Origin of the sequence: Streptomyces sp. 8L (assembly GCF_020176795.1) — a bacterium.
Lineage (GTDB): Bacteria > Actinomycetota > Actinomycetes > Streptomycetales > Streptomycetaceae > Streptomyces.
The window spans coordinates 1-21,329 of record NZ_JAIUKE010000012.1; the positions used below are offsets into that span (position 1 = coordinate 1).

At 67.2% G+C, this 21,329-nt stretch carries 15 protein-coding genes and 3 tRNA genes; 13 read left to right on the plus strand and 5 right to left on the minus strand.

The genetic code is table 11. The features are described from left to right. The coding region (locus tag LCE31_RS01435; protein ID WP_263631281.1) for an FGGY family carbohydrate kinase at nucleotides 1–812 on the minus strand (812 nt) is incomplete at its 3' end. A gap of 88 nt (nucleotides 813–900) precedes the next feature. Next, entirely contained in the window at nucleotides 901–1,203 is a 303-nt protein-coding gene (locus LCE31_RS01440; protein WP_225012072.1) for a YtxH domain-containing protein, read from the minus strand. A gap of 211 nt (nucleotides 1,204–1,414) precedes the next feature. On the opposite strand from LCE31_RS01440, the gene LCE31_RS01445 reads away from it, so the two are divergent. The 3 genes from LCE31_RS01445 (at nucleotide 1,415) to LCE31_RS01455 (ending at nucleotide 1,806) form a co-directional block, all read left to right on the plus strand. Further along, nucleotides 1,415–1,487: transfer RNA gene (locus LCE31_RS01445), tRNA-Asn, on the plus strand. 5 nt (nucleotides 1,488–1,492) lie between these two features. Next, a tRNA-Asn gene (locus LCE31_RS01450) sits at nucleotides 1,493–1,565 on the plus strand. Nucleotides 1,566–1,732: 167 nt separating this feature from the next. Next, nucleotides 1,733–1,806 (plus strand) — tRNA-Ile (locus LCE31_RS01455). A 627-nt stretch (nucleotides 1,807–2,433) separates the two neighbouring features. Here LCE31_RS01455 and LCE31_RS01460 read toward each other — a convergent pair. Then, nucleotides 2,434–3,129: a hypothetical protein gene (locus tag LCE31_RS01460; protein ID WP_225012073.1), complete on the minus strand. Its 696-nt coding sequence runs from the start codon at nucleotides 3,127–3,129 to the stop codon at nucleotides 2,434–2,436. A 306-nt stretch (nucleotides 3,130–3,435) separates the two neighbouring features. Then, nucleotides 3,436–5,421 carry a B12-binding domain-containing radical SAM protein gene (locus tag LCE31_RS01465; RefSeq protein WP_225012074.1) on the minus strand — a complete coding sequence of 662 codons (1,986 nt, stop codon included), beginning with the start codon at nucleotides 5,419–5,421 and terminating at the stop codon, nucleotides 3,436–3,438. Between the two features lie 910 nt (nucleotides 5,422–6,331). On the opposite strand from LCE31_RS01465, the gene LCE31_RS01470 reads away from it, so the two are divergent. The 10 genes from LCE31_RS01470 to LCE31_RS01515 all read left to right on the plus strand — a co-directional run bounded on the left by LCE31_RS01470 (nucleotide 6,332) and on the right by LCE31_RS01515 (nucleotide 20,848). Continuing rightward, on the plus strand, nucleotides 6,332–7,735 hold the full coding sequence (locus tag LCE31_RS01470) for an ABC transporter substrate-binding protein (RefSeq protein WP_225012075.1): 1,404 nt from the start codon (nucleotides 6,332–6,334) through the stop codon (nucleotides 7,733–7,735). A gap of 92 nt (nucleotides 7,736–7,827) precedes the next feature. Beyond that, nucleotides 7,828–9,726 (plus strand): B12-binding domain-containing radical SAM protein, encoded by a 1,899-nt coding sequence (locus LCE31_RS01475; protein WP_225012076.1) that lies wholly within the window; start codon nucleotides 7,828–7,830, stop codon nucleotides 9,724–9,726. Then, on the plus strand, nucleotides 9,719–10,807 hold the full coding sequence (locus tag LCE31_RS01480) for a ThiF family adenylyltransferase (protein WP_225012077.1): 1,089 nt from the start codon (nucleotides 9,719–9,721) through the stop codon (nucleotides 10,805–10,807). Before LCE31_RS01475 ends, LCE31_RS01480 begins: the two co-directional genes overlap by 8 nt. Then, entirely contained in the window at nucleotides 10,804–12,561 is a 1,758-nt protein-coding gene (locus LCE31_RS01485) for a carbamoyltransferase family protein (RefSeq protein ID WP_225012078.1), read from the plus strand. Before LCE31_RS01480 ends, LCE31_RS01485 begins: the two co-directional genes overlap by 4 nt. Nucleotides 12,562–12,579: 18 nt before the next feature. Beyond that, nucleotides 12,580–14,595 carry a hypothetical protein gene (locus LCE31_RS01490; RefSeq protein WP_225012079.1) on the plus strand — a complete coding sequence of 672 codons (2,016 nt, stop codon included), beginning with the start codon at nucleotides 12,580–12,582 and terminating at the stop codon, nucleotides 14,593–14,595. Between the two features lie 70 nt (nucleotides 14,596–14,665). Beyond that, the gene (locus tag LCE31_RS01495; protein WP_225012080.1) at nucleotides 14,666–15,964 is read left to right on the plus strand and encodes an MFS transporter; all 1,299 of its coding nucleotides are present in this window, start codon (nucleotides 14,666–14,668) and stop codon (nucleotides 15,962–15,964) included. Between the two features lies 1 nt (nucleotide 15,965). Further along, complete coding sequence (locus LCE31_RS01500; RefSeq protein ID WP_225012081.1) at nucleotides 15,966–17,600, plus strand: ABC-F family ATP-binding cassette domain-containing protein; 1,635 nt, start codon at nucleotides 15,966–15,968, stop codon at nucleotides 17,598–17,600. A gap of 53 nt (nucleotides 17,601–17,653) precedes the next feature. Beyond that, the gene (locus LCE31_RS01505) at nucleotides 17,654–18,388 is read left to right on the plus strand and encodes a 2OG-Fe(II) oxygenase (protein ID WP_225012082.1); all 735 of its coding nucleotides are present in this window, start codon (nucleotides 17,654–17,656) and stop codon (nucleotides 18,386–18,388) included. 99 nt (nucleotides 18,389–18,487) lie between these two features. Continuing rightward, nucleotides 18,488–19,465 carry an aldo/keto reductase gene (locus LCE31_RS01510; RefSeq protein WP_225012119.1) on the plus strand — a complete coding sequence of 326 codons (978 nt, stop codon included), beginning with the start codon at nucleotides 18,488–18,490 and terminating at the stop codon, nucleotides 19,463–19,465. 126 nt (nucleotides 19,466–19,591) lie between these two features. Continuing rightward, nucleotides 19,592–20,848 (plus strand): cytochrome P450, encoded by a 1,257-nt coding sequence (locus tag LCE31_RS01515; protein WP_225012083.1) that lies wholly within the window; start codon nucleotides 19,592–19,594, stop codon nucleotides 20,846–20,848. A 204-nt stretch (nucleotides 20,849–21,052) separates the two neighbouring features. Here LCE31_RS01515 and LCE31_RS01520 read toward each other — a convergent pair whose 3' ends face one another. Beyond that, entirely contained in the window at nucleotides 21,053–21,217 is a 165-nt protein-coding gene (locus LCE31_RS01520) for a hypothetical protein (RefSeq protein ID WP_225012084.1), read from the minus strand. Between the last annotated feature and the right edge of the window lie 112 nt (nucleotides 21,218–21,329).

Below are 21,329 nucleotides of genomic sequence, written 5' to 3' on the forward strand. Positions count from 1 at the left end.
CGGCCCTGGCGGGGAACGTCCCTGTGCTGTTCGTCGGCCGCGTGCTCCAGGGCGTGGGGGGGGGGGGGGGGGGGCGGGGGGGGGTGGGGGGGGGGCGGGGGGGGCGCGCCCCCCCCCCCCCCCCCCGCCCCCGCCCCCCCGGCCCCCCCCGAGACCCCCCCCCCCGGGGGGGGGGGGCCGGCCGGCTCCGCCGGAGCCAGCACCTCGGGCACCCCGATCCGGTGGCCGAGCGCCAGCTCGATGAGGTCCTGCCGGTACGTACCGGTGCTCGCGGCCCAGTAGCCGGTGCCGGACGCGTCGCCGCGGTCGGTCGTACGGCGCGCGGGCCTGCCCAGCAGCTGCCAGACGATCCAGTCGTGCGCCTGCATCACCGACGCCACGCGCTCGGCGGCGTCCGGTTCGTGCCTCGCCAGCCAGCGCAGCTTGGCCAGGATCTGCCCGGACCCGGGAACGGCGCCCACGGCCTCCGCCCACGCCCGGCGCCCGCCGAGCGCGTCCACCAGATCGGCCGCCGCGGCCTGCGCCCGCTTGTCGTTGCCGAGCAGCGCGGGCCGTACGGGAGAACCCTGACGGTCGAGCGCGATGAGCGCGTGCTGCTGTGCCGAGACGCCGATGGCCTGCACGCCTTCGAGCAGCCCGCCGGTCGCGGCCTCACCGAGGGAGAGCAGCCAGGCCTGCGGATCGATGTCCGCCGCCTTGGGGTCCACCGGGTGCGGGGCATACCCCTGGCGCAGGACGGCACCGGTGTCGGTATCGCAGACGACGATGCGTGTGGCCGCGGACGAGCTGTCGAGACCGGCGACTATTCCCATGGCACAGGATTCTACGGACAGCGAAGGGGGGGGCCCGACGCCCGTCGGAGCCCGCCCCTCGCCGATCGACCACCCGCCGCCGAGCCGCTCAGGTGTTGGTGGTGCCCCAGTCGTCCTCACCGGCCCGGCCGCTGCGCTCCCGCAGCGAACGCACCCGGTGCGCGACGGACGCGGGCACCTTGTCCTCGACCCGGCCGCTGACCGACTGGTAGGCCTTGCCCGCGAACTCCCGGCCGGTCTGCGCGGCCGACTCGGTGGCGTTGCGCACCGCCGGGTTCTGCGAGACCTGCTGCGCGGCCTTCTTCAGCTGCTCGTAGCGCTCGCGGCCTGCGCGGGTTCCCAGAACGTATCCGAGAGCCAGACCCGCGATGAACGTGAGGCGGTACCTCATTGGCTGCCACCCTTTCCTAGCGTCGGACCGTTGGGGCCACTGCTGCCGTCGTGTGCTGTGCGCCTACCCCGTCCGGCCCGGGATCACCGGACGTGACCCGGCACGATACCGATTGGCGGAGCACCCCCCTGCTTGCGCTAATGTATGTGTCGCAGCGAGCACGCGCCGCCTGGGTGACCCGGACCGGCGATGCCCGCGGCAGACGCAGCAATCCCCTGTAGCTCAATTGGCAGAGCAGCCGGCTGTTAACCGGCAGGTTACTGGTTCGAGTCCAGTCGGGGGAGCGCGATCCCCTGTAGCTCAATTGGCAGAGCATTCGGCTGTTAACCGGAGGGTTGCTGGTTCGAGTCCAGCCGGGGGAGCAGTACTCAGAAGGACCCTACGGGGTCCTTTTTCCTTTGCTCCGGAACCGCGGGCCACGCAGGGCAGTCCTCAAGGTCGGAGCATGCCGACCAGCCGAGGCAGGAGATCGTATGACCGGCTATGCTGCGGCAGACGGCGCGTACACATGTACGCGACGCGCCGTATGGGGGCGGTAGCTCAGCCGGTTAGAGCAGCGGACTCATAATCCGTCGGCCGTGGGTTCGAGTCCCACCCGCCCCACTGTCGATAGTCCTTTGACCTGTTAAAACTCCTGCGGAGTTCGCCTCTCATCGGCGTGGCGGGTGGGGTGCTCTGGTACGACGTCGGCGGACGTAGACCTTCTTGAGCTGTGGTTTTCGATGGAACGTGATTGCAAAACCGTGGTGGCCATCCCGTGGCGCTTCCACGGCTCCTGCCCATGGCGTCGGGGCCCGTGCCGTCCCTTCGGGGTACGGGTCTCCCGGGCGTCCAGCTGTTCCGCCCGGGTCCTCGATGTGCCGGTGCAGAGGGGCCGGCCCCGCTTTTTTGGGGCGAGGGCCGGTGGGGTGCAGTCGACGGGGGTGTAGTCGATGGGCTGGTCGGGGCAGCTGTCCGCGACGCGGGTGAGGGCGTTTTTCGGCGAGGTCGATGCCGAGGTTCCAGGTGAGCTTCACCGACAGTCAGTCACTGACGTACTGGCAGCGAACGGATTCCAGCGGGGCAGCCAGTCGGCCGGGTCGCCGTCGGCCTTCGCCCGGCGTTCTCGATCCTCACGGTCAGCGGAACTTCCCCTTCATCGACGGGGAGAACATGCGTGTATACCCGTGACGCCGCGTCAGGTTCGGGGCATCCCCATCGGAGGCGGGTTGAACAGCCACGAGGATGAGATCACCTGGGCCCACCTCGTAACACCCCCGCGTCGGGGCTGTCCTGCGCAAGGCCGGACGATGAGTGACGGGTGCGGGCGAGTCGGCGGGGGATGTCCTCGGTCGCGCCGGGCGGCCCGGGGACGAGGCGGCGCAGTGTGGCCAGTGCTTGGCCGTTTTGGGTGGCCGACGATGTGTCGGGGCCTGCCGCGTGCCAGCTGGCGTGTGCGTTGTCGACGGCCTGCCGCACGTCCGGGTGGTAGGCGGGAAGCCCCGACAGCAGCAGCGCACCGGCGTGGGTGAGCCAGAGCGCGCACGCCTGGTCCATCTCCCCTTCCATCACGGCGAGGTGGGCACGGACGCCGGTCCAGCGCGCGGCCTCCAGCGGAGCGTCACGGTGGGCGGCGTCAGCTTCCCGGGCCGCGACGATCGCGTACGCCTCCGCTCGGCGTCCGGCCGCCCACGCGGCCACGATCGCGCGGTACGCGCGGGTGGAGTCGGCGGTGGGCGGGTCCTCGGGGTGCGGCGGGAGTCCGGGTGCGGTGACGGAAGCACCGCTCGCGTCCTTGTGGGATGCGTCTCCGGGCCGCGCGCCGGTGGTTGATCCGCCCTCGTGGGCCGCTTGCCAGTGCGGATCACCAGCGGGCATCCGGCCCGGCGCCGGCGCGCGTACGCAACCCAGGGCCAGAGGTGTGACGGGATCGATCACGGGACGCATGTCTGGTCCAACGGTTGTCTGTGCGGCAGGTGTGCGGTGAGGGGGCCGTGATCACCCTGACGGCCCAGGCGAGTTGCCCGCTTCCCGCGAGGGCCGCTGGTGGGCCGTCACGGTGTGCGTTGGTCGCAGACGCGTGCGTGGCTGATTGGCGCATGCCGTCGTCGGCCGTCACCGGACACTTGAGGCCTCCGGCGTGAACGAGCAGCCATGCCGTGGCGTCGTCCCCGGCGGACCCGTCGGCGAGGAGGACGCAACGGGCTGTCCGGACGGCTACAGCCGGAATACCCCACGTCGGCGGGGAGAGCCTCATTCCGCTGAGAAAACGTCACTGAGCGACAACTTCCTCGTTGGATCCGCATCCGAGGGGGTTCCGCTACATTCAGTGACGATCTGAGCTTCAACCAGATTACTGAGGAGGGCCTCGGCCGCAGAAGAACCGATCTGTTGTACGAGGCCGCCGACCGAAAATTGTTGGCCGCCGAGGTAGGGGCGCAGCACGTTGGCCGCGGCTTCCGGGATGACAATGCGCTCCTGGCCAATGATGTGGGTGCAGACGATCTCTCCGCCCACTTCGATCAGATCGAGATCCTCAACAGCGAGCCGGATGGTGGTGCCGAAGCCGATGTGATCGCCGACCGGCCTCCGCTTCGTCCCACCCGCACGGATTTTCGCGGGAAGGTTGACGGAGCGTGCGAACGCGCGGAAGCGAGCGTGGACATCGACGCGCTCTTCACTGGTCATCGCGGGATCGACACTGGACATGTGGTTGAGTGTGTATTGAGCCTGACTGTCCGCAGAGGTGTCAAGCACCGGGATCAGGCCAAAACGAGCCGGGCTCCGACCGATGTTGGAGGACCTGGTTGGTTCGAATGGGAAGATGGATACCGAGTCCAGGCAGTCGACCATATCGGCTATGTCAGAGAGGGATCTCAGTGCTTCTTGATACGTCGTACTGGGAAGATCGGGAATGAGGTTGACGCTCAATTTCATGCCCGCTTCGCGCGCCTCACGCAGGAAACGCTGATTCTCCTCGCGATCGGACGACTTGTGTACCAGCTCGAGCACTCGGGTGGTCATCGTCTCCATTCCGATCACCAGGTATCGGCAACCGGCCTTCACCATGAGTTCCAACAGCTCCCGATCGAAGCGCCGGTCGACCATGGCGAACGAATCCCAGGTGATGCCGAGGTCTCGATCGATGATGAGTTGACTGAGGCGTCGCGCGAAGGCGGGCGGAATCGACTCGGTGATGAGAGTGAACTCTCGGGTTCCGTAACGTGACATCAGTTGCTCGAAATCCGCGAGAACCGCATCGGCCCGACGTCCACGATAGGGCGGGCTGCCGTCGTAAAGCTCGACGAAGTCGCAGTAATCGCACTTACCCCAGTAGCAGCCACGGGCTTGAGTGACGCTGAGCTTCGGCACAGCGAGCCTGGCAATGGCAGCGGGCGGATACTCCGGGGCCGGTAGCGTATTGAGAGCCGGGCCGGCGGTGGGTGGTCTGTGCTGGGCCACGCCGTCACGGAGTGCCGAAGTGCCTGGGGTGCGGGCAGGGTCCCACTCACCGGTCCTAACCTGCTTGGCCAGTGCCAGCAACGGGTATTCGCCGTCGAATCGAACCACCGCGTCGACAGCACGGTGGTTGGCGAGGAGTTCGTCAAGTGCTGGAATGTCCATCAGACTGAGAGCGGGTCCGCCCAGGACAACCCTCACGTCCGGCCGCGCAGCCTTGAGCGTCTGGGCGAGTAGGAGTGCCGGCACCAGCTGCGGCCCCATCGGCACGGACACCCCGACCAGACGAACGGAGGCAGGGATGGCGTTGTCACACTCGGCCCACTCCAGAAAGGCGGCGTGCGTGTCGAGCGGATGGGCCGCCCGTCGCAGGGATGTGATGCTCGCCAGTGCTTCGTCATCGGGGTCGATGACGAATGGGTGCGCCAACTCTTCGACTACGTAGCCGACCTGCGTCGCGCGCCCGAAGAGGCGAACGCCATCGGTGTCCGTCAGCCGAGTGCGTTCGCGGCGCGCCCATCGTGCGCAGCTCGCGACGAGGGATTCGTAGCGCACTCCGGGAACCTCGCCTGCCCCCAGGCGGGCCAGACAGGCCTCAGTGATGAGGTACTCGGCGAATTCGGTATTCAGATCGCGCTGGGCAGCAGCGATTCCGTGCTTACTCAGCCACGCAGCCAGAACGGCAGTGGACGGATAGAAGCTACCGAAGCTGGACTCGACGAGTGGAGGGAAGACCAGGAGTACTTCGGGGCTCTCTGCCACGTCATTGTTCGTCGCCATATGCCTGTTCTCCAGTGTGTGCCGGCATGTCATCTTCTGTGATCCGGCCCTAGGTGGGCAGGCGTCAAACATTGGGTCGCATGCCTGCCCACCCTCGCCTGTGTCTGCCGGTGGAATCGTCAGGCTCGATAGTTGTGTACGAGTGCCAAGATGTTGTCCAACGGCTCCCGTCGGAAAGCGAAATCGCTCGGTGCGGGCCTGGTTTCCTCACGGGAGTCGCTCGAGGTTGGCTCGATCACCACGGATGCGTCATGTCCCATACGCCGGCTCACCTTTTCCGTCTTTGTGAGTGAAGTGACGCGGATGATGCTCGCTGGAGGTTGAAGACCCGTCAAGAGCGCCTCCTTGGCGATGCGATGCCGGATCCATCCCCCCGGCACCTGCTGGGGAGGAGGAGGGCCGCAAACGCCGAACGTGAGTCGCTCGGCCGACTCGGCATCGGCGTGTTTTCGCTGATCAGTGGACTGGAACCGCCCGTTTTGCAAGCGCCGGATGGTCCAATTGATCATCCGTTTTCATGAATCGTTACGAATTTGGACACATCGGAATAAGTAGTCGGCTGGTATGCGCTATTCGTTGACACCCCCTTGTTGCCGTGTGAGCATCTTGGTGAGCAGCGAGACCACGGGACGGCCAAAAACGCGGCACCGTGTTGTCCGACAAACGTGTTTGCGTGTCCTGTTCGTTCCGTTCAGCTCATGACCATTCGGCGCGAGAAACGGAGTTCGTTATGGCAGAGAACCTCCCTGTGCAGGAGTCCGAGGAGACGCAGGTCCCCTCCGAGGAGCTCGACTTCGATCTGGTCAACCTCAACGAGGAGCTTGTGGCAGTCAACCGCTGCTGACCGCCTCGTGCCGTGGCCCTGGTTCCGGTACGAAGGTGCCGGGGCCCCGGTAGGCAGTAGGAAAAATTGGAGTACGCCATCGTCACGGCCCGAATTTCCCTTGACGCCATGCCATTACAGCGCGACCTTCGCCTTCCCGTGGACTACAGCGCTCGCCTGATAGCGGAATCCGTACTCTGCCGTCTTTTCACTGAGGATGATGCCCCCAATCCTGGGTGCGCGGTGGAGGCGGAAATGCTCGACGGCGGAAGCCGCTGGCGTATCGCCCTCGACACGGACCGCAGCTGGTCAGACGGGCGCCCCTTGCTGGCGCAGGAGGTAGCCGATGCGGTCGTGCACGCCCTGGCCAGGGGCTCTAGCGCCGCGACTCACTTCCTGTCCGGACCGGATGCCGACTCGGGCAAGGCGCGACCGGTACGCGTAGTCGGCGCCGACACGGTCGAGTTCAGCTTCGTCCGGCCGGTTGCGTTCGCCTCCGCACTGCTTTCCCTTCCCGCCTTCGCCCCCATGCGACGCAGCTCCTACGGCCACCGGGCGCCCGTGCTCGGCGACTGCGCGGTGACCCACTGGGATGCCGAGGTGGTGGCGTTGGAGCGCCGCACCGGATCGTCGTCACACGGCGCGTTCGACGCGATGAGGTTCGAGCACGTCCCGCTGGCCGCTGACGCCGTACGCCGTTTCCACGAGGGGGACTTGGACGCGACCTCGCCCACGGGCTTCGGTGTCGCCGAGGTGGCGGAGCTCGAGGGGCACCCTGGGGCGGTGCACAAGCCGGTGGAGATCTTCGGCAGTCTCGACCTCGGTCGACAGGCCCCCCGGGCATGGCTTGCCTCAGCTGAAGCCCGGCGCTCAGTCTCGGCCGTACTGGACCGCAATCGTCTTGGAACCGTGACGGCCGGCCTCGCGGAGTCCTGGCGATGGCCGATCATTGACGCTCTGGGCGCGGGCGCCCCCGACGGGTTCGCCGACGACAGTGTTCAACGTTGTGCCGCGCTGGGGGTCGACGGACCGCTCGACATCGCCTACTCCGCCTTCGACCCCAACGCCGAAATCGCGGAAGAGGTCGCCGCGCAGCTCCGCGCGGCATTGGGGATCGAAGTGAGGACGCGCGAGTTGTCCTTCGACGCATACGTGAGGGCGTCGACGACCCGAGACTTCTGTTTGCTGTACTCGCTGACCACCCCGGCGTTCTCGCACCCTGCCGGATCGCTCTCCGACTGGCATTCCACCGGCCGCGCGGCCCGGCGCTCCGGACTACGCGACCCGGTTCTGGACACCGCGCTGGACGCCGCCGAGAGTTGCCACGACCCCGCGGAAGCGGACCGTCTGTGGGCTTGTGCATCGAACCGCTGGTGCACGTTGTTGCCCAAGATTCCCCTCGTCCGGGTGCGCGCCTGGTACCTGCGCGGCGGATGCCTCAGCGGTCTCGAAGTCTCGCAGGCCGGCCTGTTGCGCCTGGAGGCGGGCTGAGATCCCCCCAGCCCGTGCCGCTATCGATTCGCAGCATCACCGCATCATCAGTGGAGCTCGCCGCACGCGGGCCGAAGTGAAGGGGAACATGGATGGCTCCCACAGACGCAGAGGTGTGGTTGGTCTTCCCACCGCTGGTCGAGACGAACTTCGGTAGCTTCTTCCCGGCGACCGCGGTTCTCGCCGCTTACCTGGAGCAGCAGGGAGTCAGCACTCTCCAGGACGACTTGAACGAGGACTTCGCAGTGTGGCTACTGAACTCCCAGGCATATGGAGGGGCAGATCGAGGCCCGGCCCCTGAGTCGTCCGCAGCAGCCGCAGGCCGCTGGCTGGCCAAGTCGCGCGACCGCATGTTCGGACCCGATGGCCGTCATCGCTTCGGGGTCGGCTCTCCCTACGGTCACGTTCTCCAGCTGATGGCGCAGCAGTACCTCATCGACCCTGGCGAAGACGTGTTGGAGCGCGGCGACCTGGCACTCCGAGCAGCTCTGCCGTATCAAGACTTCTACGACCAAGTGGGGCTGGCCGAGCGGGTCCCTCGCGGCGCGGTGCTCTTCGGTGTCTCGGTGCCCATGGGTCCCCAGCTCCTGCCGGCCCTGTTGCTGGCCGAACGCCTCAAACACCTCCACCCCGAGACCCCCGTCGTCCTCGGCGGCCCGGCACTGAGCTTGATGCACCTGGGCGAGCTTGAGCGGCTCCTCGTGGCGTGGCCGGCGGTGGACGCGGTTGTCCGCTTCGACGGGGAGTTCCCGCTCGAGGAACTCGTCCTGCAGGCGCGCCGGGGGAATTGGAACCCCGCGTCCGTCAAAGGAGTTTCCTGTCGGACCTCCGACGGGGTGCGGCACAACGAACCTGGGGCCGGACCGGCCATCAACTCCCTTCCCGCCCCGTTGTACCCGCCGGAGGCGCTGGCGAAGCTCGACGACCCGGTCATCGGTATCACCCAGGCACGCGGTTGCTACTGGGGCAAGTGCGACTACTGCGACTTCATCGAACTCTATGACGGCAGCCCTCCTTTCCGAGGGCGGCGGCCCGACCGGTTCGTGGAGGAGTTGGGGCATCTCTCCCGGTCTCATGGTGTTTCGCGCTTCAGCTTCATCACGGAGTCCATTCCGCCCGCTTTCGCTCGCCGAGTCTGCGCCGCCCTGGTGGAGAAGAGGCTCGACCTGAGATGGACTTCCTTCGCCATGGTGGACCGGCGCTTCGATCAGGAGCTACTGGCGCTGATGGTGGAGTCCGGCTGCGAGTTTCTCGTCGTGGGACTGGAGACCACGGTCACCCGCGTTCTGAAACTGGTGCACAAGTCGGCTGATCGTGAGGAGAACCTGCGTTTTCTGCGAGATGCCCGTGATGTGGGCCTTCCTCTCGTCATCAACCTCATCCCGGACCTGCCGACCACCACCTACGAAGAGGCACTGTCCGCACTCGTGGATCTGGAGGAGTTCGCCGACGGCATGCGCTCCGTCTCGGTGTTCCCCTTCGAGCCCACCCGCTCCTCCCAAGTCGGCCGCGCACCTGAGACCTTCGGTCTGGACGTCAGCGCCCCTTCGAGTACCACCGGGCAGGCTCAGTACGCCCTCAACCACTTGGTCAGCACCGACCCAGCCATGACGCCGACGCAGCGCGCGGAGGTACACGCTCGCTACCGGGCGTTCGCCGACCACGTCCACGCGCTGAACAACAGCACTTTCACCCCGGACCCAGGACGTGCCTACGCGCCCGACGAGGCACTGAGGGTGCCGGTGGAGGACCTCGATCTCTTCGAGGCGGAAGCCGGTCTGGTGTGCACCAACATGCGAACACGCGGGCGGGCTGTCGTTCCGGGCCGTGCTGCCCGCCTGCTCCGTCCCTACCTCGACGGCTCCCCCTTCACCCCTCGTACGCTCACGGAGGCTCTCACCGAGGACGTGGGGTCCCGACTGCTGGTCAACCTGGACCGTGCCGCGATGCTCACAGCGGCCTCCAACACCCGGCGAGGCACCCGTGGCTGACCACTTCGTCCGGTTGCTCGACACCGTCACCGTCGCCCTGCCGACCGCTCGGGACGAGCGCACACTCGTCGCCCGTGGCCCCCACATGCTGCGTATCCGCAACGGTGACCAGGCCCTGGACGACGCCCTCGAACAACTCCGTGCGGGCGTCGAAGAGCGCACTGTGCGCGGGGACGGCGCCGGCCCCGCGGTACGGCGCCTGCTCACCACGCTGGACGAACTCGGCTGGCTCACCCGTGAGCCGGCGCACACGTCGTCCGAGGCAGCCTGGGACCGGCAGGTGGGCTGGTGGTCCACGGTCACCACGGAACCTGGCGTCGCCCAGCGGAAGTTGGCGGCTGCCAGGGTCGCGGTCATCGGTGTCGGGGGAGTAGGCGCTCTCGTCGCGCAGCACCTCGTCGCCGGCGGGGTGCGGCAGCTGTCGCTGATTGATCACGACACCGTCGCGTCACACAATCTCAACCGCCAGTACCTGTTTCGCCGCTCGGACGTTGGACGCCCCAAAGTGGAGGCGGCCGCCGAATCATTGGGTAACCTCGCTGATGGCCTCGACCTCCGTCCGATACATCGCCGGGTGGAGCGAACCGACGACCTCGACGTGCTCACCGACCCGCCGGACCTGCTGATTGTCGCCGCGGACACTCCCGCCGACCTGATGGACACCGTCTGGACCTGGGCCCGCAAGCAGTGGGTACCGGTTGTGGGGGCCGGCGTCGGCCTGGAAAGCGGCTACTGGGGGCCGTTGCTCGACCCTCGCCGCGGGCACTGTTGGTTCTGTGTCGAGGAGGACCGGCGCTGCCGACTGACCGCCGACGAACGCCGTCTGGAAGAGGCGGCCGGCCCCACGCCCTACTCGTTCGGTCCGACCAACGCGCTCATCGCCGACCTGACCGCACGCGATGCCATGCTCTGGCTTGCCGTCGGCCGGTGCGCGAGTCTGGGCCGCCGACAGGTTCTCGACGTCGTCGGGATGCGCCACGAGCCGGAGTCCACGCGGCACGGAACCGATGTCGGCCCGGCCAAGGCGCCTCCGAGCACGCCTCCGGGAGGCTGCCCACTACACGCAGAAGGAGTCTCGTGATTGTTCTGGGCCTGTCAGCGCTCTACCACGACTCGGCGTGCGCACTGATGGTCGACGGTGAACTGGTCGCCGCGGCGCAGGAGGAGCGGTACACCCGTCGTCGCTTCGATTCAGCCATGCCCGTACGCGCGGTGCGTGCGTGCCTGCGCGACGCCGGAGTCCGCATCCAGGACATAGACCACATCGCATATTACGAAGACCCGGCGCGCAAGTTGGGACGCCAGCTGTGGATGGGGCTCCCCGCGCTGCCCGCCGCGACTCCCGAAACGCTGTACCGATTTGACGCTGAACGGCCACGGCGACAGATCCGAGAACTTCTGGGCTACCCGGGGGAGGTCACGTGCGTCGCTCACCACGAGGCACATGCCGCCAGCGCCTTCTACCAGTCCGGGTTCTCCGAGGCTGCTCTGTTCACCGCCGACGCGGTGGGCGAGTGGACCACGACCAGCTACGGCCGTGGCGGACCCCACGGGATCGAATTGTTCGAGGAGGTGTCCTTCCCCCACTCGCTCGGCATCCTCTACAGCGCAGTGACGTCCTTTCTCGGCTTCGCGGTCAACAGCGACGAGTACAAGGTGATGGGACTGGCGCCATACGGTGTTCCGCGACACCTCGATCTGCTGCGCCGACTGGTGACCGACCTGCCGGGCGGGCAGTTCCGCCTCGATCTCAAGTACTTTGACCTCAGCGGCGCCTCTCCCATGTACACCCCGATGCTCGGCGAACTGCTCGGCATCGAACCGCGGGAGCCCGAGTCCGAGATCACCAGCCACCATTACGACCTGGCCGCCGGAATCCAGGTACTCCTCGAGGAACTGCTCATTGCCAAGCTGGTCCACCTTCGGGAAGTCACCGGCAGTGACCATCTGTGCTACGCGGGCGGTGTCGCTCTGAACTGTGTGGCCAACCGACGTATCCGCGAGGTCGGACCGTTCCGAGAGATGTTCGTGCAGCCCGCCGCGGGCGACGCCGGCGGCGCGATCGGAGCTGCCGCCCTGCTGGGGCACCGTCTCACGGGCGCTTACGTAGCACGGCGTGTGAGGCATGTGCGGGTCGGTCCCCATGCGCAGACCACTGATCCCCGAGGCTGGCTGGACGCTGCGGACGTGCCATATCGCGACTTCGCGGATGATGAGGACGGCCTGCTTGAGCAGGCCGCCGAGTGGCTCGACGAAGGCCTCGTCCTCGGCTGGTACCAGGGACGCATGGAATTCGGCCCCCGCGCCCTGGGCGGACGGTCGATCCTCGCGGATCCACGGCGCGCGGACATGCGCGACCACATCAACGCTCTGGTGAAGAAGCGGGAGGCGTTCCGCCCGTTCGCCCCGTCCGTTGCTTCCGAGCGGTGCGGCGAATTCTTCGACTTGCCTCTCCCCTCACCGTTCATGCTCGACACCGCGACGGTCCGAGACCCCGCCTCCCTCCCTGCCATCACCCACGTCGACGGCAGTGCCCGGGTGCAGACGGTCGACCGCGCTGATGATCCACGCTTCCACGGCCTGCTCACCGCCTTCGCCCGACGCACCGGCTACCCAATCCTCCTCAACACCTCGTTCAACATGCGAGGCGAGCCGATCGTGTCCAGCCCGGCCGACGCACTCACCTGCTTCGTTCGATCGAGGTTGGACGTACTCGTTCTGGACGACATTGCCGTTCGTTCCCACGACCTCCCGGAGCGCTTCTTCGCCGAGGTCGACCGGCAGCAGCCCTTCCGTAAACCCGCGATCAGCCGCGATGTCTACACCTTCCTCTGAGACTGGCGAGGAGCCGACATGCCCAAGGACTCTTTGAGGCGCCGCGCCGACACACTGGCTCGCCTCCTCGCGGACGCACGGGGCGCCGAAATCCTGGCCGAACTGCAGAAGCTGAGCCTGGAGACCCGTGGCGCCGTGCGCACGGACCCGGCCGCCCCCGAAGCCGGAGCCTCTCGCGCCCCGGTGTCGGCCGGCGGTGTGCTGGGTGCCTGGCATGTGGCGCCCACGGCGGACGGCCCGGAACTGCGACGACGTGATCTGCCCCCGGAGGAACTGCGAAGCTGGGCGGACGTCGCACACGTCCCGGCCGCTCGTGACTCCTCCCGAGTGGTACTTCTCGGTGAGTCCAGCGCCCGAGGATTCCTGCTGGACCCGCTACTCACCCCCGCTTCGGCGCTCCAGCGGCAGCTCGACGCGGCCACCGGCGGGTACCAGGTGGTCGACCTCGCGCACACGGGTGCCGACCTGCGTGACCTGGGACAGACCCTCCAACAGCTCCCGCAGGCCGAGCCGGACATCGTGGTCGTCTATGCCGGAAACAACTGGGTCCGTTCCCGTCACACCCCAGCACACCTGGATCTGATGGCCGGAGCCCTCCGCGGCGGCGACTACACCTCCATGCGCCGGGCCTATATGGACCGGATCGTCGCGCCCGGAGTCGAACAGTTCCTTGATCGCCTCTCTCGGGTCACCCGTGAGTGCGGTAGTGACGTCATTGTCGTGATCCCCGAATTCAATCTCCGGGACTGGATACACGACTCGGAGCTCGAGCTGCCCCCGCTCCCCGCCAAGGACTTGCTCACTTGGTCGGACCTGCGTTCCCGAGCGGAGGCCGCGCTCGCCGCCGCGGACGACGACGGGGTTCTCGCCATCACGGCGGAGATGACGCGCCTCGACGGCGGCACGAGCCCGGTCACCGGACACCTGCGAGCCCGAGCGGCGGAGCGCACCGGCGACCTCGGTGCTGTCCGCACCGCCCTGGTCGACTCCAGGGACGCAGTCTGTGGGCTCCTGGCCACGCATACTCCACGGATCACGACGGACATCCGCACGGCACTCACCGAGGGAGCCGTCCGGCACGGTTTCCGCGCCGTGGACCTCGCTGAACTGCTCCGCGCCGAGGACGGGCTCCCCGACCCGGCCCATTTTCTCGACTACTGCCACCTCAGCTCAACCGGCATCGAGATGACCGCAGCCGCGGTTGCCGACATCATCATCGGACACACCCCGGGTCACACCTCGCCGCAGAACCACATCTCCGCCGCCGACCGGGCCATAGGCGACGTACTCGCCGCGATCCACAACAGCTACTACGGCCAGCGGTCAACGCGACTCGCGGCGCTGGTCAACAGCGCGGTCGCGGTGCCCGAAGGGCGCACGTTCGCCACGTCCCTGCTGCGACTCCTGGAGAGCACCGGCCCGGTGTGGGCCTCCGTCACCGTGTCGGCACTGACCGCCCGCCCACACGCCGCCCGCTATCTCGCTCCGATGCTGTCCAGGTCGGCCGAGACACTAGGTATGTGGAGACTCCAACAGGCACTGTGTGAAGCGATCGGCCGGCCCGGTGCAGCCGCGGCCGAGGACCGCACCGTCGACGTGCTGCGCACCGCGGAGCAAGGTCTCATCGAAGGCGCTTTCCAGTCCGTGGACCACCGTCCTGAGCGAGCCTTCCTGCAGGGGTTCGGCCCGGTCACGAACCTCGGATTCCGCGCTGCGGCCAGGAGGGCGGTTGTCCGGCTGACCTATCGTGTGCCCGCGGCGATCCGCGCCGGCGATTGTGCGGCCGTCTTCCTGAACGGGCACCACCTGGGCGAGCTGCCGGGGGGGCCGCACTGGACCTCCGCGGACCTGCTGGTGGGCCCGGAGGTACTGCGGGACGGCGTCAACCGGATCGAAGTGCGATGGCCCTGCGGCGGAAACGACTGGGCCGATCGCCGAGTCGAAGACGCCTGTCGGCTGGCACGTGGCGACTACCCTGTCGTACGGGCGGTACAGGGTGAACTCTTCGATCTCCTGGTCGAGATGAACGACTGACCGATAGACGCACCGAACGACCACGGCGGCACCACACACGTAACGCGCTTGGATGTAAAGGAACCTTTCTATGCCTCGGTCCTCCCTCGCGGGCACGGGCTTCCACCGGATCTGGGCTGGTGAGTCGATCTCGCTGGTGGGTGCCCAGGTCACTTATTTCGCCATGCCCTTGGTGGCAGTCCTCTCCCTCCATGCGAACGCCTTCGACATGGGCCTGCTCAATGCCGCCGGTTCGCTGGCCGTGCTGCTGCTCGGGCCCTCGATCGGTGTGTGGGCCGACAGGCGGGAGCAGCGGGGGGCGATGATCGGCGCGAACCTCGCCCGTTGTCTCCTGCTGGCAGCGGTGCCCGTCGCCTGGTATCTCGGGGCGCTGAACCTGCCGTTGCTGCTCGTCGTGGCCTTCGGTGTCGGCGCCCTTTCCCTGCTCTTCGACAGCGCGATGGCGTCTTACGTTCCCGCACTTGTCGGCAAAGACCGGCTGCTGCCGGCCAACTCTTGGATGCAGAGCAGCGTCTCCGTCGCGGATACCGCCGGTCCGGGTCTCGCCGGTGTGCTCGTGCAAGTTCTCGGTGCCCCTCTGGCCGTGGCGGTGGACGCGCTCAGCTACCTTGCCAGCACTGTCGCCCTCGTCGGATCACCGCGTAGCCGTGGGAAAGCCGCCCCTGACGAGCACGACGACGAAACGCATTGGCAGGCGGTGAGGCACGGGCTGCGGATGGTGCTCCGCGACGGAGTTCAGCGCCCGTTGGTTCTGGCCGCAGCGCACTTCAACTTCTTCACCGCGATGTTCTTCGCCCTCTACATCCTGTACCTGGTGCGCTCGCTCCACTTCAGTCCGCTGCTCATCGGTCTGCTCAATGTGGCGGGCGGCGTGGCCGGGCTGGCCGGCGCCGCCATCAGCAACCGCCTCACCGCCCGCTACGGCTATGGTCCGGTGCTCGCCCTGGCCTACGCGCTGCCCGGTGGGGCCGCGATCCTGGTGCCGCTGGCCGGCCGCGTGGATCTGGTGCCCGGTGCGGTCCTCGTCGCACTGTCCAGCGCCGTGTGGTCAGGATCGGTCGTGGTCAACCTCATCCTCAGCGAATCGGTCAAGCAGACCGTAGTACCGCACGCCTATCTGGGCCGCGCCACCTCGGTCATCAGGTTCGTCAGTTTCGGTGTGGAGCCCATCGGTGCGTTGCTTGCCTCCGGGCTGGTAGCCCTGGGCCTCGGACTCGGCGGCACCATGCTTCTCGCCTCGGTCGGCGTCGGCACCAGTTCTCTGTGGCTCGTCGTCACCGGAGTGCACCGGCTGCGCCACGTGGCCCCCCCGGAGGAAACAGACCAGGTGAACCTTCTCCAGACCGGCATCGTCAGCGAGGAACACTGACATGGGCTTCATCGACGTGCATGACGCGGCCTGCGTCCTGTCCGACGGCCGAGTCCTCTTTCATGAGGTTTCCTTCCGCGTTGGCGAGGGCAGCAAGACCGCTCTCATCGGTGCGAACGGCACCGGCAAAACGACTTTGCTGCGCATGATCGCGGGTGATCTCAAACCCGCGCAGGGAGCCGTGACGAGCAAAGGCGGTCTCGGTGTCATGCGGCAGTTCATCGGGTCCGTCCGTGATGGGACGGAGATCCGCGATCTGCTGCTCGACCTGTCCGCCGTCGAGGTCCGTACCGCAGGCCACGCTCTTGCCCGGGCCGAACTGGCGATGGTCGAGAGCGACGACGAACCGGCCCAGATGGCCTATGCCCAAGCACTGGCCGACTGGGGGGATGTCGGTGGCTACGAGACCGAGACACTGTGGGACACATGCACCGTGCGTGCGCTGGGTATCCCTTTCGAGCGCTGCCAGTACCGGAAAGTAGCCGAACTCTCCGGCGGCGAGCAGAAAAGACTGGCGCTGGAAGCACTGCTCCGTGGACCGCACGGTGTGCTGCTGCTGGACGAGCCCGACAACTACCTCGACGTGCCCGGAAAACGATGGCTGGAGTCCGAACTCGCGAGTACGGCCAAGACTGTGCTACTCGTCAGCCACGACCGGGAGCTGATCGCCAACACGGCTACCCGCCTGGTCACCCTTGAGGCACACGGCGCCTGGGTACACGGTGGTGTGAACAGCAGGACCACTTGGTTGACGTACCCGGAAGCCCGCCAGGCTCGGCAGGAACGCATCGGAGAGCTTCACCGGCGTTGGGACGAGGAGCACGAACGGCTCCGCCAGCTCGTCTTCACCCTGCGTGAACAGGCGAAGATCAGCCCCGCGATGGCGGCGAAACTCGCCGCGACGGAGACCAGGCTCGCGCGATTCGAGAAGGGGCCGCGCCCCCCGGAGCTGGCCGTCGACCAGAAGGTCGTCATGCGGCTGCGTGGCGGCCGGACCGGTGTGCGGGCCCTGGTCTGTGAAGGGCTGGAGTTGACCGGCTTGATGAAGCCGTTCGACCTCGCGGTGGACTTCGGTGAGCGGATCGGTATCCTCGGCGCCAACGGATCAGGCAAGTCACACTTCCTACGTCTGCTCGCCGGCCAACAGGTGGACCACTCCGGGACCGTCCGGCTCGGCGCCCGTGTCGTGCCGGGCTGGTTCGCGCAGACACATGAGCAGCGCGAACTCCGTGGCCGCACCCTGGTGGAACTTCTGCATCGGGGCGACGACGGCCGCCAGGGCATGGATCGAGGGTCCGCTGTCGGAGCCCTGCGCCGATACGAACTCGACGTCGCGGCTGACCAACGCTTCGAGTCGCTTTCTGGAGGACAACAAGCCCGCTTCCAGATCCTGCTGCTGGAGCTCTCGGGCTGCACATTGCTCCTGTTGGACGAGCCGACCGACAACCTGGACCTGGCGTCCGCGGAGGCTTTGGAAGCTGGCCTCAGAGCGTTCGACGGCACGGTGGTCGCGATCACTCATGACCGCTGGTTCGCACGACAGTTCGATCGTTTCGCGGTGTTCGGATCGGACGGCCGCCTCTATGAGTCCGACGAACCCATCTGGGACGAGACGCGCGTTCGCAGAGCCCGATAGGTCGGAGACCGCGAGCACGCCCCCACCACCCCGACGAGAGGCAAGGACGGGAAATGCCGACTACTTCTGTGCAGAACACCAATACCACTGACTCCGTGAAGGCGGAGGCGGTGGCGCGTCGACGCGAGCTCATCGACCTGCTGACAGGTGAGTCCATACGCGCAGCGGTCGCGGACTTGCGGAGCGATGGCGGAAGCGTGCTCCGCACCGTTCCGCTCCTGGCGCCGGAACTGGCCGCCTACTTCCATCGCGGTATGGAAGAGCAGCAGGCGTGGGCACTGGAGAAGTGGCTGATCCTGCCTGACGAATCGGTCCGCATGTGCGGCGACGAGGAGTTCGACACAGCACCGCCGGACCAGCAGTTCTCTTACAACGAATGCCTGCGCAAGCTACCGTCGGACGCGTACCCGGTGCGAGCGTTGATCTCCGCGGCGGAAAGCGCCGAGGTGGCGGCAGCCCTGAGCGAGGCGTACGGCGCGTCACTCACGGTGAAGGGCGTCGACATGGCCCGCTACACCAAGGGCCACTACCTGCGCCGTCATTCGGACACCTTCGACGACCGTCACTTCGCCATGATCTTCTTCCTGGCGGACGGCTGGACCCAGGGCGACGGCGGGGAACTGGTGGTGGAGTCACAGTCCGGCGCCGCGCACGTCGCCTACCCCCTTCAGGGGCATGTGGCGCTGTTGCGCATAAGCCCTGGCCATCACCACCAGGTGTGCCGCAATCTCTCCGACACGTGGGTGCGCTGCGGCCTGTCGGTGCACTTCGGTGCCCCAGGCGCCTGAACTGACCGTCGAAGCGCGCTGGGCGCGGCGCCACGACTCGGTGAGCGTGGTGAACGGACGGCACATACTCACGCGGGAGGGGGACAGGTGCGTTACAGCATGCTGGGCAGGTCGGGGTTGAAGGTCTCGCCACTCACCCTGGGCACTATGAACTTCGGCGCTTTGGACGGGGTGACGGTCTGCTCGCCGGACGAGGCGGACCGGATCGTGGGGGCCTTCCTCGACGCGGGCCACAACGTGATCGATACAGCGGACAAGTACAACGACGGCCAGGCCGAGGAAATTCTCGGCAGGGTGCTCAAGGCACGCCGCGATTCGGTGGTGCTGGCCACCAAGGCCGGCCAACCGCAGGGGCTGGCCCCGAATGACCGTGGACTGTCACGTGCTCACCTCACGCGAGCCCTGGAGGAGAGCCTGCGCCGGTTGGGCACTGATCACATCGACCTCTACCAGTGCCACCTGCCGGACCCGGACACACCTCCGGAGGAGACCATGGCGACTCTCGACATGTTCGTCCGCGCCGGCAAGGTCCGCTACATCGGCTGCTCCAACTACAGCGCCTCCCAACTCGTCGAGGCGCAGTGGGCTGCCGAGCGCGTGGGCGGCGCCCCCTTCGTCAGCCAGCAACTCCAGTACTCGCTCGTGTCTCGGCAGGCAGAGGCGGAGACCTTGCCCGTGGGTGCCCGCCACGGCATGGGCGCACTCACCTGGAGTCCACTGGGCGCCGGCGTTCTGGCGGGCAGGTACCAGCGCGGTGCTGGTGCGGCCGGAGCCCCGAAAGACAGCCGCCTCGGGCGGGTAACGGCGCGATCCGAGCGGCTGGGGCGGTACTGGGCCACTACTCTGCTGGCGGACCGCAAGTTCGACATAGCGCAGGAGGTTTCAGAGGTCGCGATCGGCCTCGGGGCGTCGCCGGCGGCGGTCGCCATTGCCTGGCTTCTGCAAAGGGAGCACGTCACGTCCGTTGTCATAGGCCCTCGCACCTCGGGACACTTGACCGACATCCTTGGAGTCGACGGCCTCACCTTGCCCGCCGAGGCACTGGCTCGGCTGGACGAGATATCGACGCCGACCTGATCTCGTGCACCGGAGCCAAAGTGATGGTGCGTCTTGGAGGCCCGGCAGGCTCGGAAGCGGTCGCCGTCGGGCACAGGGCGGCGGCCGGCCTCTCCTCCAATCGAACGAAATCGTGAGAAGGTGTTCATGACAGGTGCCAGCCCGGGCAATGATGGCGTTCCGGTTATTCTCTCGGAAGACGAAGCGGCCGACGAGGCACTGTTTCCCCAGGACCGTGTGTGCCCATTCAGTCCGCCACCGGGTTACGCGCCACTGCGAAATCAGCGACCTCTCGGCCGAGTCACGCTCCACGACGGGCGTTCCGCATGGATCGTCACAGAAAACACCACGGCTCGGGCCTTGCTGACGGATTCGCGGCTCTCAGTGGACCGCGGAAGGGCAGGGTTTCCCTTTCCCAGCGCCGAGCTCGCCGGAAACAGCAGACGCGGCGCGCCGCTGATAGGCACCGATGGTGACCGGCATAACATTCAGCGACGAGCGGTCATACCTGCCTTCACACACAAGCGCATCACCGCTCTGCGACCGAAGATCCAGCGGACCGTGGATCGGTACCTCGACCGTATGACGGAGAAAGGTCCCGGAGCTGAACTGGTGAGCGAATTCGCCCTGCCAGTGGCTTCCACGATGATCTGCGAGCTTCTCGGAGTCCCCCATGAGGACCAGGACTGGTTGGAGGAACAGTCCCGGAGGCTTCTGCGAGGCCCCCTGCCCGATGATGGCGCGGACGCACGGGTGCAGTTGGAGCACTACTTCGACAGGTTGGTCGACCGTAAGGACGCCGAGCTGGGCGGCGGGCTGCTCGACGCCTTCGTCCGGCGGCAGGTCGAAGGCGCTCTCGATCGGGGCGAAGTCGTCGGTATGGCGATCGTCCTGCTTGTCGCCGGCCATGAGACCACTGCCGACATGATCTCTCTCGGCACCTTCGCACTGCTCCAGCATTCCGATCTTTTAGAAGAGTTGCTCTCTGACGTCGGCCTGTTCACCACAGCCGTCGACGAGTTGCTGCGTTTCCTCTCCGTCGCGGACGGGATGCTGAGGGTGGCCACCGAGTCGATCGACATCGCGGGGCAGACCATCCACCCCGAGGAGGGCGTGATCTTCGCGAACTCGCTCATCAACCGCGACGAAGGAAATTACTCCGACCCTGATCGGCTCGCCTGGAACAGGCCTACCCAAAATCACCTCGCTTTCGGCCACGGTATTCATCAGTGCCTGGGGCAGAACTTGGCCCGCGCAGAAATGGAGATCGCATTCCGATCGCTTTTCGCGCGGCTCCCCGGCCTACGGCTGGCGGTGCCCGCCGACCGGATTCCCTTGAAGACCGGCTATACGATCCAGGGGGTCCGCAGCCTTCCTGTCACCTGGAGTCCGCCGCGGCCTTGACGGACCCTGCCGATCCTCGGGTTTGGCGGAGGGTACCGACGATGAGGTAGGAGGCGCTGCCCTGGAGGGGTTTCGCGAAACTCGCCACCTTGGTTCCGGGTCCCCGCCGACCACCTCACAAAGGTGTCGTCGGGCTGTTGCTCGCGAGCCGCACCCAGCCATCGGTTCAGCGCAGGGCCAGCTGATCAGAAACAGCCGACTCCGTCAGCCAGGGCGCGTGTACGCGACCACCTCTGGCAACCCGTTATCGAAACGGTCGGCAACGGCGCCGCAGTGCTCGTCCATCTGCCCCGCAGAACAGGGCTGGTTGTCCCTGAAGCCCAGGAACTGACAGTTGATCGCTCGGGCGCCGTCGGTGCTGTTGAACACCCTCGCTTCGGCCCGCCCCCGGGGCCAAGTGCGCCCCCCGGGTCGGGCGCGCCCCCCGCGCCCCGCGCGCGGGGGGGGGGGGGCGGGGGCCGGGGGGGGGGGCGGGGCGGGG